General features: G+C 66.3%; 13 protein-coding genes. All 13 read left to right on the forward strand.

Annotation, left to right across the window (positions count from 1 at the left end; all coding sequences use genetic code 11):
* Positions 1-42 precede the first annotated feature (42 nt).
* The 13 genes from EUV02_RS10220 (at position 43) to tatC (ending at position 13,230) form a co-directional block, all read left to right on the forward strand.
* Positions 43-1,167: a CaiB/BaiF CoA transferase family protein gene (locus EUV02_RS10220; RefSeq protein ID WP_135246121.1), complete on the forward strand. Its 1,125-nt coding sequence runs from the start codon at positions 43-45 to the stop codon at positions 1,165-1,167.
* Positions 1,168-1,173: 6 nt separating this feature from the next.
* Positions 1,174-2,340 carry a deoxyguanosinetriphosphate triphosphohydrolase gene (locus EUV02_RS10225; RefSeq protein WP_135246122.1) on the forward strand — a complete coding sequence of 389 codons (1,167 nt, stop codon included), beginning with the start codon at positions 1,174-1,176 and terminating at the stop codon, positions 2,338-2,340.
* Positions 2,341-2,355: 15 nt separating this feature from the next.
* A complete protein-coding gene (locus tag EUV02_RS10230; RefSeq protein WP_135246123.1) occupies positions 2,356-3,486 on the forward strand; it encodes a serine hydrolase domain-containing protein in 1,131 nt (376 codons plus the stop codon).
* Between the two features lie 68 nt (positions 3,487-3,554).
* Positions 3,555-3,944 (forward strand): DUF3224 domain-containing protein, encoded by a 390-nt coding sequence (locus EUV02_RS10235; RefSeq protein ID WP_135246124.1) that lies wholly within the window; start codon positions 3,555-3,557, stop codon positions 3,942-3,944.
* A gap of 563 nt (positions 3,945-4,507) precedes the next feature.
* A complete protein-coding gene (locus EUV02_RS10240; RefSeq protein ID WP_135246125.1) occupies positions 4,508-6,448 on the forward strand; it encodes an energy transducer TonB in 1,941 nt (646 codons plus the stop codon).
* A 193-nt stretch (positions 6,449-6,641) separates the two neighbouring features.
* Positions 6,642-8,372, forward strand: coding sequence for an arginine--tRNA ligase (argS, locus tag EUV02_RS10245; protein WP_135246126.1), 1,731 nt, complete (start codon positions 6,642-6,644; stop codon positions 8,370-8,372).
* 1 nt (position 8,373) lies between these two features.
* The gene (locus EUV02_RS10250) at positions 8,374-9,237 is read left to right on the forward strand and encodes an SPOR domain-containing protein (protein ID WP_135246127.1); all 864 of its coding nucleotides are present in this window, start codon (positions 8,374-8,376) and stop codon (positions 9,235-9,237) included.
* Positions 9,234-10,232: a beta-N-acetylhexosaminidase gene (gene nagZ / locus EUV02_RS10255; RefSeq protein ID WP_135246128.1), complete on the forward strand. Its 999-nt coding sequence runs from the start codon at positions 9,234-9,236 to the stop codon at positions 10,230-10,232. The genes EUV02_RS10250 and nagZ overlap by 4 nt, the downstream gene beginning before the upstream one ends.
* 7 nt (positions 10,233-10,239) lie before the next feature.
* Positions 10,240-10,995, forward strand: a complete 756-nt coding sequence (locus tag EUV02_RS10260) for a segregation and condensation protein A (protein WP_135246129.1) — start codon at positions 10,240-10,242, stop codon at positions 10,993-10,995.
* Positions 10,992-11,618, forward strand: a complete 627-nt coding sequence (gene scpB, locus EUV02_RS10265; RefSeq protein WP_135246130.1) for an SMC-Scp complex subunit ScpB — start codon at positions 10,992-10,994, stop codon at positions 11,616-11,618. The genes EUV02_RS10260 and scpB overlap by 4 nt, the downstream gene beginning before the upstream one ends.
* Before the next feature lie 47 nt (positions 11,619-11,665).
* Positions 11,666-11,896 (forward strand): twin-arginine translocase TatA/TatE family subunit, encoded by a 231-nt coding sequence (locus tag EUV02_RS10270; RefSeq protein WP_135246131.1) that lies wholly within the window; start codon positions 11,666-11,668, stop codon positions 11,894-11,896.
* 24 nt (positions 11,897-11,920) lie between these two features.
* The gene (gene tatB / locus EUV02_RS16055) at positions 11,921-12,424 is read left to right on the forward strand and encodes a Sec-independent protein translocase protein TatB (protein WP_135246132.1); all 504 of its coding nucleotides are present in this window, start codon (positions 11,921-11,923) and stop codon (positions 12,422-12,424) included.
* The gene (gene tatC, locus EUV02_RS10280) at positions 12,421-13,230 is read left to right on the forward strand and encodes a twin-arginine translocase subunit TatC (protein WP_207790155.1); all 810 of its coding nucleotides are present in this window, start codon (positions 12,421-12,423) and stop codon (positions 13,228-13,230) included. The genes tatB and tatC overlap by 4 nt, the downstream gene beginning before the upstream one ends.
* Positions 13,231-13,347 lie beyond the last annotated feature (117 nt).

Here is a 13,347-nt window from a genome sequence, read left to right on the forward strand (position 1 = left end):
GGACGTGGCAGTTAGACGCCGCACCATTTTGGGGAGATAAACATGGCCGGACCGCTCGCAGGATTGCGTATCGTCGAACTCGCCGGCATCGGCCCGGGGCCGTTCGCCGCGATGATGCTCGCCGACCATGGCGCCGAGGTCATTCGCGTCGACCGCCCCGGCGCGCGTATCGATCCGCGCGACCCGCTGACGCGTTCGCGCCGCCTGATCAACGTCAACCTCAAGAGCCCCGAAGGCATTGAACTGGTGCGCAAGCTGGTCGCCGGCGCCGACGGGCTGATCGAAGGCTATCGCCCCGGCGTCACCGAACGCCTCGGCCTCGGGCCCGAGGTGCTGTGCGCCGCCAACCCGAAGCTGGTCTATGGCCGCATGACCGGCTGGGGTCAGTTCGGGCCGTATTCACAGGCCGCCGGCCATGACATCAACTACATCGCGCTGTCGGGCGCGCTGCACACCTATGGCCGCGCCGGCGAGAAGCCGACGCCGCCGATCAACATGATCGGCGACTTTGGCGGCGGCGGCATGATGCTGGCGTTCGGCATGGTTTCGGCGCTGCTGCATGCCGCGAAAACCGGGCAGGGCCAGATCATCGACGCCGCGATGACCGACGGCGCCGCCGCATTGAACGCGATGATCTGGGGCTTCCGGGCTAATGGCATCTGGTCGGACGATCGCGGCACCAACATGCTCGACACCGGCACGCACTTTTATGACACCTATGAAACCAGCGACGGCAAGTGGATCTCGCTCGGTTCGATCGAGCCCCAATTCTACGCCGAGCTGCGCCAACGCGCCGGGCTGGCTGACGACAAGGACTTCGACGCGCAGATGGACCGCAAGGCGTGGGGGCCGCTGAAGGACAAGCTGACTGCGCTGTTCCTGACCAAGACCCGCGATGAATGGTGTGCGCTGATGGAAATGACCGACGTCTGCTTCGCCCCCGTGCTGAGCATGGCCGAGGCACCGCTGCACCCGCACAACGTCGAACGCCGCACCTTCCTCGATATCGACGGCGTCATCCAGCCGGCGCCGGCGCCGCGCTATTCGGCGACGGTGACCGACACGCCGGTGATGACGCGCGCCACCTCGACCGATGCCGTGCTCGCCGACTTCGGCGTCGATGCCGCGACCGTCGCCAGCCTGCGTGCCGCCGGCGCGATTGCCTGATCGCGATTGCCTGATCTGAAACCTTATGCCTGCGACCCGGCCGCTTCGCGCGGCCGGCGCTTTGCGCAGGCGCCGAGCACCAGCCGCGACGCGTTCCAGCGCGACCGCGACCGCATCATCCATTGCAGCGCCTTCCGCCGCCTGCGCTACAAGACCCAGGTCTTCGTCGCGCCCGACGGCGACCATTTCCGCGTCCGGCTGACGCACAGCCTCGAGGTCGCGCAGATCGCCCGGACCTTGGCGCGGGCGCTCGGGCTCAACGAGGATCTCGCCGAAGCATTGGCACTGGCACACGACCTCGGCCACCCGCCGTTCGGCCATTCGGGCGAGGACGCGCTCGAGGAAGCCATGGCACCCTATGGCGGCTTCGACCACAACGCCCAGACGTTGCGCGTCGTAACCAAACTCGAACATCGCTATCCGGGGTTCGACGGGCTCAACCTGTGCTGGGAGACGTTGGAAGGCCTCGCCAAACACAACGGTCCGGTCACTGCGCCGGGCTGGGCGCTCGCCGAGGTTGACGCCGAACACCATCTCGAACTCGGCACCTGGGCCAGCCTCGAAGCTCAGGTCGCGGCACTCGCCGACGACATCGCCTATGACAACCACGACCTTGACGACGGGCTGCGCGCCGGGCTGTTCACCATCGAAGACGCCTGCAGCGTGGCGTTCACGGCGGACTGCTGGGCGACGGTCAAGGCGCGCTTCCCGAACGTCAGCGCGCGACGCCGGCTGGTGCCCGAGCTGGTACGCGAAGCGATCGGCCGGATGGTCGATGACCTGCTCACCGAAACCCGCGCGCGCCTCGCCGCAGCCGCACCGCAATCGGTCAATGATGTGCGCGCTGCCGGGCGCAGCCTAGTCGGCTTTTCACCGGCAATGGCCGCGGTGTCGAGCCAGCTCAAGGCGTTCCTGCGCAGCCGCATGTATTCGCACCCGCTGGTCAGCGCGCTGCGCGATCCGTCGCAGTTGGTGGTGACGCGGCTGTTCGCCGCCTACCACGCCGACACCGCCTTGCTGCCACCCGAATGGGCCGCGGCCGCGCCGCTTGCCGAGCCGGCGCGGGCGCGGCACATTGCCGACTTTCTGGCAGGGATGACCGACCGCTATGCCTTGCGCTGCTACGGCGAAGTGATCGGCCCGTCGCCGCTGCCGACCGACATCAATATCTAAACTGGGGAGAGAAGAATGACCGAGATTCATGGCTTTTGCGAAGACCGCTTCGCCGGCGTCCGCGACGTGCTGGCGGGCAGCATCGACCGCGGTGACGATGTCGGCGGCAGCTTTGCGGTGACGATCGACGGCAAGACCGTCGTCGATATCTGGGGCGGCCACGCCGATGCGGAGAAAACCCGCCCCTGGGAAAAGGACACCATCATCAACGTCTATTCGACGACCAAGACGATGTGCGCGCTGACCGCGCTGCTGCTCGCCGACCGCGGCGAGCTCGATTTCGACAAGCCCGTCGCGCACTACTGGCCCGAGTTCGCGGCCAACGGCAAGGAAGGCGTCAAGGTCAGCCACCTGATGTCGCATTCGGCCGGCGTGTCGGGCTGGAAGGAGCCCGCCGAAAAGGAAATGCTCTATGACTGGGACAAGGCCTGCGCGCTGCTGGCGGCGCAGGCGCCGTTCTGGGAACCCGGCACGCAGCCCGGCTATCACGCGCTGACGCAGGGCTATCTGGTCGGTGAAGTCGTGCGCCGCATTGCCGGCAAGTCATTGGGCACGGTGTTCCGCGAGGAGATCGCCGAGCCTTTGGGTGCCGATTTCCACATCGGGTTGCCGGCCAGCGAAGACAGCCGCGTCGCCGATCTGATCCCGCCACCGCCGGGCGGTTCGCTCGGCATGCCGACCGACAATCCGCTGGCGACCAGCGTCATGGCGAACCCGCCGATCAGCCCGCTCGATACGCGGACGCGGGCGTGGCGCGCCGCCGAAATCCCCGCCGCCAACGGCCAGGGCAATGCGCGCTCGGTCGCCGAAATCCATGCGATGCTGGCCAATGGCGGCGTCGCCAAGGGCAAGCGCTTCATGTCCGAAGCCGGCAGCCGCCGCGCGCTCGAACAGCAGATCGAAGGCACCGATCTCGTGCTCAACATGCCGGTCCGCTACGGGCTGGGCTTCGGGCTGCCGACGCCGACGGTGCCGTGGCCGCACCCCAACACGGCGTTCTGGGGCGGCTATGGCGGCAGCCTCGCGGTCATCGACTATGACGCCCGCACCACCATGTCGTTCGTGATGAACAAGATGGCGCCGACGACGGTGGGCGATTTGCGCGCCTTCATGCTGGCGATGGAAATCTGGAAGGTGCAGGGCTGATGCGCTGGCGGGCGGCGTTGCTGATTGCGGCAGCGTCGCTCGCCGCTCAAGCAGGGGGAGCGACAGTCATGACGCAGCACGCCAAGGGCAGCTTCGAGGTCAAGATCATCCCGCAGTCGCCGACCACAGACTCGACTTTGGGCCGGATGGACATCGACAAGACCTACCACGGCGACCTTGAAGCGCATGCCACCGGCACGATGCTGACCGCGATGGGCAGCGGGCAGGGCAACGGCGTCTATGTCGCGGTCGAGCGTGTCACCGGCGCGCTGGCGGGCAAATCCGGCAGCTTCGCATTGGCGCACAAGGGCGTGATGGACAATGGCGCGCAGAGCCTGGTCATCACCATCGTCCCCGAATCGGGGACCGGCGCACTAGCGGGCATAACCGGCAGCCTGAACATCATCATCAAGGATGGCGGGCACTTCTACACGCTCGACTATACGCTGCCGCAATAGGCACGACGAATTTCCGGCCAGCGGATATCCCCGCCCCGGTCCATCGTCCTAGTACTGACCCCCACCGCCACGGTGGAGATGTAATCCTCTTCCCGATGAAGGCGTCCTTGGGAGGGTTGCTTGGTCATCGGGAAGAGGCAGGCTTTGTGACGTTGATCGGGATAGCCGGTAGCGGAGGGCGACGGCTTCCAAGGCCGAACGCGTATATTACGCTGTAGTTCACGCGTTATTGAGGACGCATTTAGTGCAGACGTAAGTGCCCTCCTTGGAACACTTGGAGCTGAAGTTCCCGATCTAACAGAGCGCGGGGCTGAAAAGCGCGGCGGTGAGACGTCACGTCCGGCCAAGCAAGTGGCGATCATGGATCCGGACAGGTTGGACGAGGAACTCCCATTCCCCGCCGCCTTGATTGACCTACTAACCGATTCGGTTCATAATGTCAAGTGAAATATCCAATTATCATTTGATCCTCGCCTTGACTATGCGTCCATTCCGGACCCGACTGCGCTTGCAGGCTTATCGGCTGTCGCTAGTCTGGCGCCAGAATTCAACGGGGGAAAGCGATGCGAGCCTGGTTGGCCGGTCTTGGGCTGCTGCTGGCGGCCACCGGCATACATGCCGAGACCAAGCAGCAAATCTATGATCGTGCGCAGACGGCGTTCGACCGTTTCGACTGGCCTGTGGCGAGCGCCGGTTTCGCGCAATTGCTACCCGCGCCACCGGCACCGCTCAAGGGCGCGTCGGCGGTCATCGCGGCGAGGCTCGCAGAGGCCGAGCTCAAGCAGGATCAGTATGAGGCGGCGCGCGGCCATGCCACACGCGCGGTCGCCGGACTGGCGGACAATCCCGAAGAACGCGCGCAGGCGCTAATAACGCTGGGCAATGCGTCGCGGCTCGACCTGATGATGCCCGAAGCCATCGCGGCATTCAGTGAGGCGGCCAAAATCGGCAACACGCTGCCGGCGACCCGCGCTGCCGCGCTGATCGGGTTGGCACAGTCCGCCAGCGTCTATGCCCCCGACACCGCCGCCGCGGCGCTGGCTACACTGGTCGCCGACCCGAAGCTGATGGCCGGCTGGTCGAACGAACGGCGCGCACAGGTCGAGGCGCTGCAGGGCCGCGCCGAGCTTAACCGCGGTGATTTCAGGGCCGCCAACCGCTTCTTCGATGCTGCGGTGCGTGACAGCGGCAGCTTGACGTCGAACAAGGTGTCGATGGTGCAGGTGGCATTGCGCGGTGATGCCGCCATTGCCAGCCAGATGCTCGGTTACGACGAGTCGGCCCGCAAGTATCTGGCCTTTTCGGGCGCCGGCCATGTCAATTGGGACAATATTTCGCGCGGCAACCTGCAGCCGCCGGTTTGCGGCCAGCCCGACGATGGCCCCGATGCCATTCAGCCCGACGATACTGCGGTTGTCGAATTTTCGATCGGGCCCGACGGTGAAGTTACCAATGCGATGACGATCTTTGCCAGCCGCCCCGGACCGATGGGCATCGGCTTCGCGCGCGCCGTACGCGACTGGAGCTGGCGGCCATCGGCTGTCGCCAAGCTCAATCCATTCTGGCGGGCGCTGGTGCGGATGCAATTGCGCTGCATCACGCGCCCGGCGCCGGAAAGCATTTACGACGGCTTCCAGCGCGAGACGCGAAAATGGTTTGACGAGCAGGGGCTGACAACGGCCGAATTCCACAAGCTGTGGAATGGCGACAGTTCGCCGCTCGATGCCAATCTTGCCGGCACCGACGCGCGGGCGATTGCGGCGTTGATGGGTCGCAATGACGATACCAAGCTCAATGCCGCGGACCGGGCGCGACTCGACAAGGCGCTCGACGCTACCAATGCACCGGCGAATGTGCGCGCGCTGATCCTGTTCAATGTGCTCCAGGCACATGAGATCGGCACCCGCAGCAGTGCGGGCGCGGCGGCGAGCCGGCTTGCCGCCGCGCTGCCGGGATTTGCCGCACGCTGGCCCAACAGCGAGGGGACACCGTGGTTGCGGCTGTCGTATGCGCGGGCGCTCGAAAGTGCCGGCGACTTCAACGCGGCGCAAACGCAGCTCGAAATGGTGCTGGCGACGCCGGTCACCTACCTTCCCGAAGCCAGCCTGATCCGCAGCGTCGCGACCGTGCATCTTGCGGCGCTGCACAAGCGCGCCGGCGACACCGTGGCGGCCATGCGTCTGGTGACGGACGCCGGGCTCAGCGCCGAACAATGCGCATTGTTCGACTTGCAGCCGGTTTCCACCGCTGGCGGCGGCGGCACGAGCGACTTCCCCGAAGAGGCGTTGAGCTGGGGTTTCGATGGCTATGTGCTTCTGGCCTATGACATCGGCGCCGACGGGCGGACGACGGGTGTCCGTGCGGTTGTCGCCTATCCGCCGTTCATTTTCGACGCTGCGGCGACTAAGGTGGTCAAGCGCTTGCGCTACCTGCCGCCGGTGCTCGACGGCAGCGCCACCGGCTGCAACGGCGCGCGGCGATCGATTTCCTTCAAGAGCGGCTAAGGTGGTGTGAAGAGGGCGTCTCCCCCGACTTCGCTCGGGATGAGCGAGGTAAGCGCAGGCGCCAAACAATCGGGTGCAGGCGTCACGCCTGCCCGCCGGAGGCTCTGTGCCACCCTTCACCTTGCCCCGTGACGGCGGGCGCCGGGCGCGCTAGAGACGGGGTTTGCTTGACTGACCTTGTTCGGAAATCACTTTGACCACGCTTTACCATGCTTATGCGGCGCATGTTGCCGATGCCATTGCCGGGCTTGTTGCCAGCGGCGAACTGCCGGCCGGGCTCGATACGCGCGGCGTGACGGTCGAGGCGCCGCGCGATCCGACGCATGGCGACCTCGCGACCAACGCGGCGATGGTGCTGGCGAAACCCGCCGGCAAGAAGCCGCGCGACATTGCCACCGGCATCGCCTGGGCGCTGGCGCAGCTGCCTGACGTGGAGACCGCCGAGGTCGCGGGGCCGGGGTTCCTCAACATCCGGCTGAAGCCCGGCGTCTGGCAGGCCGAGCTGGCGACGATGCTGCGTGACGGCGCGGCCTATGGCCGCTCGACGATGGGCGCCGGCGCGCCGGTCAATGTCGAGTATGTCAGCGCCAACCCGACGGGGCCGATGCACATGGGGCATTGCCGCGGCGCGGTGGTCGGCGACGCGCTCGCCAGCCTGATGGACTATGCCGGCTTCAAGGTGACGCGCGAGTATTACATCAACGACGCCGGCGGCCAGGTCGATACGCTGGCGCGGTCGGTGCACCTGCGCTACCGCGAGGCGCTCGGCGAGACGGTGGAAATCCCCGAGGGCTTTTATCCCGGCGACTATCTGGTGCCGGTGGGCGAGGCGCTGGCCAAGGAGTTCGGTGACCGCTTTGTCGGCAAGCCCGAAAGCCAGTGGCTCTCGCTGTTCAAGGAGCGTGCCGTCGCGTTGATGATGGAGCGCATCCGCGAGGATCTGGCGCTGCTCGGCATCCGCCAGGACGTGTATTTTTCCGAAGCCAGCCTCGATGCGCGCGGCGCGGTGCAGGGTGCGCTCGACACGCTGGCCGCCAAGGGCCTGATCTACGAAGGCGTGCTGGAGGCGCCGAAGGGCGAGGCGGCGGACGATTGGGAGCCGCGGCCGCAGACGCTGTTCAAGGCGAGCCAGTTCGGCGACGACAGCGACCGCGCGCTCAAGAAGTCCGACGGCAGCTGGACCTATTTCGCCGGCGACGTGGCGTATCACTATGACAAGCTGACGCGCGGTTTCACGCAATTGGTCGACATGTTCGGCGCCGACCATGGCGGTTACGTCAAGCGCATGCAGGCGGCGGTGCGGGCACTGTCGGACAACAAGGTGCCGCTCGACATCAAGCTGGTGCAGATGGTCAAGCTGCTGCGCGCCGGCGAGCCGGTGAAGATGTCGAAGCGTTCGGGGTCGTTCGTGACGCTGGCCGATGTGGTGAACGAGGTCGGCAAGGACGTCGTGCGCTTCATCATGCTGACCAAGCGGTCGGATTCGCAGCTCGATTTCGATTTCGCCAAGGTGGTCGAGCAGTCGCGCGACAATCCGGTCTTCTATGTCCAGTACGCGCACGCGCGCATCCATTCGCTGCAGCGCCGCGCGGCGGAGGCCGGGATCGTGTTGCCCGAAGCCGACCTGTCGCTGCTCGACGACGAGGAACTGGCGCTGGTGAAGTTTGCCGCGACCTGGCCGCGCACGGTCGAGGCGGCGGCCGAAGCGCGCGAGCCGCACCGGATTGCATTCTACCTCGGCGATCTGGCGGCGAATTTTCACGCGTTGTGGAACCGCGGCAACGACGATGCATCGCGGCGTTTCGTGCTGGCCGACAATCCGGCGCTGACATCGGCACGGCTGGCGCTGGCGCGCGGAATCGGGCAGATTATCCGCAACGGCCTTGGCGTCATGGGTGTCGAGCCGGTGGAGGAAATGCACTGACATGGCACGCCGTGATGATGACGAAGCGCCGTGGTTGGCCGAAGTCGAAAGCGACGGCCGCACATCGACATTGGTGCCGCGCGGGCGCTTCATCGGCGGGGTGACGCTGTTCGTGCTGCTGCTGCTGCTGGTGGTCATCGGCATCTATTTCATCACGCAGACCAAGCAGGACGGCGCCACCGGCACGCCAGTCGAGCGCGCCGAGGATGCGCCGCTGATTACTGCCGACCCGGGCCCGTACAAGGTTCTCCCGGCGGATCCCGGCGGGCTCAAAATCCCCGAGGATGGCACTTTGCACTGTGTTAGCGAAGGCAATTGCCCGGAAACCCGCGGTCTCTCCACCAATGTCCCCGAAGAGCCCGGGCCGCGTCCGGGCGAGGCACCTGTCGAGCTGTTGCCGCCGGGTGACGAACTGCCCGCGATTCCGCCCGCCGCGCCGGTTGCGCGTCCGGCTGTCCCCGCTGCACCGGTGGTGAGCGCGCCGAAGCCGGCGGTTGCCGTGCCGCCGGTGGCGACCGTACCGCCGCACCCCAAGCCCGGTGCTTCGACGACGGTGCCGTTGGTCAAGGCCCCGGTCGCTGCGCCGCCGCAACCGGCACCTGCGCCGATTGCAACGCCGGCAAGCGGTGGCACGACGCTGCAGCTCGGGGCGTTTTCGAGTGCCGCCAAGGCCGAACAGGCGTGGAAATCGCTGTCGACGCGGTTCGCCTATCTGGCACCGCTCAGCAAGCGCATCGAGCCGGTCGAGCGCGACACCGGCACGCTGTACCGGCTGCGCGCCAGTGGCAGTCCCGATGCAGCCGCCGCCGCGCACACCTGCGCGATGCTCAAGGTGGCGGGCGAACCCTGCGCGGTCGTCAAGTGACGCCATTGGTGCTGGGGCTGGCAGGCACCGCCCTGTCGCCGCAGGAAACCGCATTGTTCCGCGCCGCCGATCCGGCGGGCTATATCCTGTTCGCGCGCAACTGCGCCGACCCCGACCAGCTGCGTGCGCTGACCGCATCCTTGCGCGATCTGGCGGGCAGGGACGTCGCGATTCTGATCGATCAGGAAGGTGGCCGTGTCGCACGACTCGGCCCGCCGCACTGGCCGGTATTTCCGGCAGCTAGAGTGTTTGCCGAGCGCTATCAGGTGGCGCCGATCACCGCGATCACCGCGGCGCGCGCCAATGCCCGGGCGCTGGCGGTGCTGCTGCGCGACCTCGGCATCAACGTCGATTGCCTGCCGTTGCTCGATGTCGGGCAGCCCGAAACCCACGCGATCATCGGCGACCGCAGCTACGGCGACAGCCCGATGCAGGTCGCCGCACTCGGCAAGGCGGCGCTCGACGGCCTGCGCGACGGCGGCGTTTGCGGCGTCATCAAGCATATCCCCGGCCATGGCCGCGCCGCCGCCGACAGCCACCTCGAACTGCCGGTCGTAAGCGCCACGCGCGCCGAACTTGAGACCGATTTCGCGCCGTTCAGCGCGCTCAGGGCGGCACCGATGGCGATGACCGCGCATGTGCTTTACCTGGCGCTTGATGCCGAAAACTGCGCCTCGACATCGCCGACGATCATCGCTGATATCATCCGCGGCGACATCGGTTTCGACGGGCTACTGCTGTCCGATGATATCGGCATGGCGGCGCTCGGCGGCACGATGGTCGCGCGCGCGCAAAGCGTGCTCGCGGCGGGCTGTGATATCGCGCTGCACTGTTCAGGCGACTTTGTTCAAATGGCGGCGCTGGCGGATGCCGTGGGCGAAATGTCGGACACCGGCGCGGCGCGACTGGACCGCGCTTTAGCCTGGGCCGATGCGGCGGCGGGCGGCGATGTCGCGGCGCTGACGGCGCAGCGCGACCAGCTGCTGGCGGCGTGAGGCGCGCGTGAGCGACCAGTTCGACCTGCCGATCCGCAGCGCGCCGAACGAGCTGACACTGAGCCTCGACGGCTGGGAAGGCCCGCTCGACGTGCTGCTGGCGCTGGCGCGGGCGCAGAAGGTCGACCTGTCGAAGATCTCGATCCTGGCGCTGGTCGACCAGTATCTGGTGTTCATCGCCGATGCGCGCTCGCTGCGGCTCGAGCTGGCGGCGGACTATTTGGTGATGGCGGCGTGGCTCGCCTACCTCAAATCCTGCCTCCTGCTGCCGCCCGATCCCGAAGCCGACCCCGATCCGCAATTGCTGGCGCTGCAGCTGCAATTCCAGCTGCAACGGCTCGATGCGATGCGCGACGTCGGTGCGCGGCTGCTGGCGCGCGACCAGCTCGGGCGCGACACCTTTCGCCGGATCGAGCCCGAAGGCGTGCGTATCACCGGCAAGCCGGTGTGGGATTGCAGCCTGTTCGACCTGCTGTCGGCATATGGCGCCATCCGCGCGCGCGCCACGCACAGCGTCTATGCCGTCAAGCGCCGTGCGGTCTTGGCGCTCGACGAGGCGATCGAGCGGCTGGAGCGTTTGCTTGGCGTCGCGGTCGACTGGACCGAAATCGCGCGTTTTTTGCCCGAATCCGAGGACAGCGAATACCGCCGCTCGGCGTTGGCGAGCACCTTTGTCGCAGCGCTCGAGCTGACGCGCCAGGGCCGTGCCGATCTCAGCCAGACCGAGGCATTCGGCGCGCTGATGGTAAGGGGGAAACCATGAACCCGTTGCTGCGCGAGCTTGAGGCGATGCTGTTTGCGGCTGAAACGCCGCTGTCGGTAGCCGATATCATGCGACTGGTCGGCGACCGTGAAGTCAGCCCGGACGACGTTACGGCGCTGCTTGAAGAACTCGCCGAAAGCTACGGCCCGCGCGGTATCGTGCTGGTCGAGCGCGGCGGGCGCTGGCTGTTCCAGACGGCACCCGACCTCGGCCATATCATCCGCCCGACGCGCGATTCGCCGCGTAAGCTGTCGCGCGCCGCGGTCGAGACGCTGGCAATCATCGCCTATCACCAGCCGGTGACGCGCCCCGAAATCGAGGAAATCCGCGGCGTCGGCGTGTCGGCGGGCACCGTCGACGTGCTGATGGAGGCAGGCTGGGTTCGCCCCGCCGGGCGTCGCGAAAGTCCGGGCCGGCCGCTGCAATATGCGACGACGCCGCACTTTCTGGTGCATTTCGGGCTGGAGAGCCGCCGCGACCTGCCGGGGCTCGCCGATCTCAAGGCAGCCGGGCTGCTCGACCGCACCGCGCCGACCGAATTGTTCGGCGAAATGATGGCTGCGGAAACCGAGTCCGAAGATTCTGGCGCGGAACCCGATGCTGGGGTAGAAGCTGACGCATAACCGCCCCATATCGGGCGTGCCGCTTGGTCGGCCATCTGGAGATTGTCATGGGTTCGTTCAGCCTGTTCCACTGGATTATCGTCATCATCGTCGTCATGTTGCTGTTCGGCCGCGGCAAGATTTCGGACCTGATGGGTGACGTGGCCAAGGGCATCAACAGCTTCAAGAAGGGCCTCGCCGACGGCGACGCGCCGCCCGCCGGCACGCCGGCACCGCCGTCGCAGATTACGTCGCAGCCGGCCCCGACGGCAGCCCGCGAAGAAGTGCCGCGGTCCTAGTCCTTCAAAAGTCGGGCAAAGCCCTTGTTTGATATCGGTTATTCCGAACTGCTGCTGATTGCGGTGGTGGCCCTGGTGGTGATCGGCCCCAAGGACCTGCCGCGCGTCATGCGCATGGTCGGCGGCTGGGTCGGCAAGGGCCGCGCAATGACGCGGCATGTCCGCGCTGGTTTCGACACGATGATGCGCGAAGCCGAGCTTGAGGAAATGCAGAAAGCCTGGGCCAAGCAAAACGAAGAGATCATGCGCGCGACGCCGTCGCTGGCGACCAGCGACTGGATGGGGGTGACGGATACGCCGGCCCCTGAATCTCATACCGCTATAGCCGCGACGGCTGAAACCACAGTTGCCGAAAGCTTCTCGGTCACCGACGAAAGCGCGCGTGCTGCCGTTGCGACCGAAGCCGCTGTCGACGTGACGGCAAAGCCCGCCGCCAAGCCGCGCGCCAAGGCCAAGCCCAAGACCCAGACCGAGACTGCCGCAAAGAAGCCCGCGCCCAAGCGCCGCGCCAAGGCTGCGGACGCATGAACGAACAAAGTCCGATTGATGGTGGGCCGATACGCGACGAAATCGACGAAAGTCGCGCGCCGCTGATGGATCACTTGATCGAACTGCGCAAACGGCTGCTGATCTGCGTCGTCGCGATGCTTGTCGCATTCGGCGTCGCCTATACGCAGGCCGAGCGCGTCTTCGCCTTCCTGGTGCAGCCGCTGGTCCACGCCTTCGGTCCCGGTGCCGGCGGCAAGCTCATTTATACCAAGCTGTACGAAGCCTTTTTCGTCGAGGTGAAGGTCGCGGCGTTCACGGCGTTCGTGCTGGCGTTCCCGATCATTGCCAACCAGCTATGGGCGTTCGTCGCGCCGGGGCTGTACAAGTCCGAAAAGCGCGCGTTCCTGCCGTTCCTGATTGCGACGCCGGTGTTGTTCACCATGGGCGCCGCGCTGGCTTACTATGTCGTGATGCCCACCGCGTTCACCTTCTTCCTGACCTTCCAGAACGCCGGCGGCAGCTCGGGCATCGCGCAACAGGCGCTGCCGTCGATGGATGAATATCTGTCGCTGGTGATGCACTTCATCATCGCGTTCGGCGTGGCGTTCCTGTTGCCGGTGCTGCTGCTGCTGCTCGAACGCGCCGGCATCGTCAGCCGCGCGCAACTGATTGCCGGGCGACGTTATGCCATCGTTGTGGCGTTCATCATCGCCGCAGTGCTGACGCCGCCCGATATCCTGTCGCAGTGCATGTTGGCGATCCCGCTGATCCTGCTTTACGAGGCGTCGATCGCGATTATCTGGTTTACCGAGCGCAAACGCGCCAAGGCGGAGGCCGCGGGCTGAACCCGCAGCACAACGTCCGCGCGTGCCTTTCCTGATCCTCCTCTGCAAGGGGAGGATCAAGATGGAGCGGTTTTTCGGTTGCAGCTACTACCGGCCAGAAAAAATTTGAACCCGGCC

The sequence above is a fragment of the Glacieibacterium arshaanense genome (genome assembly GCF_004681125.1).
Classification (GTDB): Bacteria; Pseudomonadota; Alphaproteobacteria; order Sphingomonadales; family Sphingomonadaceae; genus Polymorphobacter_A; species Polymorphobacter_A arshaanense.

Excerpts from the sequence above, each read along its gene's own strand:
- EUV02_RS10250 (WP_135246127.1), top strand. The coding sequence starts at position 8,374 with ATGGCACGCCGTGATGATGACGAAGCGCCGTGGTTGGCCGAAGTCGAA.
- EUV02_RS10235 (WP_135246124.1), top strand. The coding sequence starts at position 3,555 with ATGACGCAGCACGCCAAGGGCAGCTTCGAGGTCAAGATCATCCCGCAG.
- scpB (WP_135246130.1), top strand. The coding sequence starts at position 10,992 with ATGAACCCGTTGCTGCGCGAGCTTGAGGCGATGCTGTTTGCGGCTGAA.
- EUV02_RS10220 (WP_135246121.1), top strand. The coding sequence starts at position 43 with ATGGCCGGACCGCTCGCAGGATTGCGTATCGTCGAACTCGCCGGCATC.
- tatC (WP_207790155.1), top strand. The coding sequence starts at position 12,421 with ATGAACGAACAAAGTCCGATTGATGGTGGGCCGATACGCGACGAAATC.
- EUV02_RS10230 (WP_135246123.1), top strand. The coding sequence starts at position 2,356 with ATGACCGAGATTCATGGCTTTTGCGAAGACCGCTTCGCCGGCGTCCGC.
- EUV02_RS10270 (WP_135246131.1), top strand. The coding sequence starts at position 11,666 with ATGGGTTCGTTCAGCCTGTTCCACTGGATTATCGTCATCATCGTCGTC.
- EUV02_RS10240 (WP_135246125.1), top strand. The coding sequence starts at position 4,508 with ATGCGAGCCTGGTTGGCCGGTCTTGGGCTGCTGCTGGCGGCCACCGGC.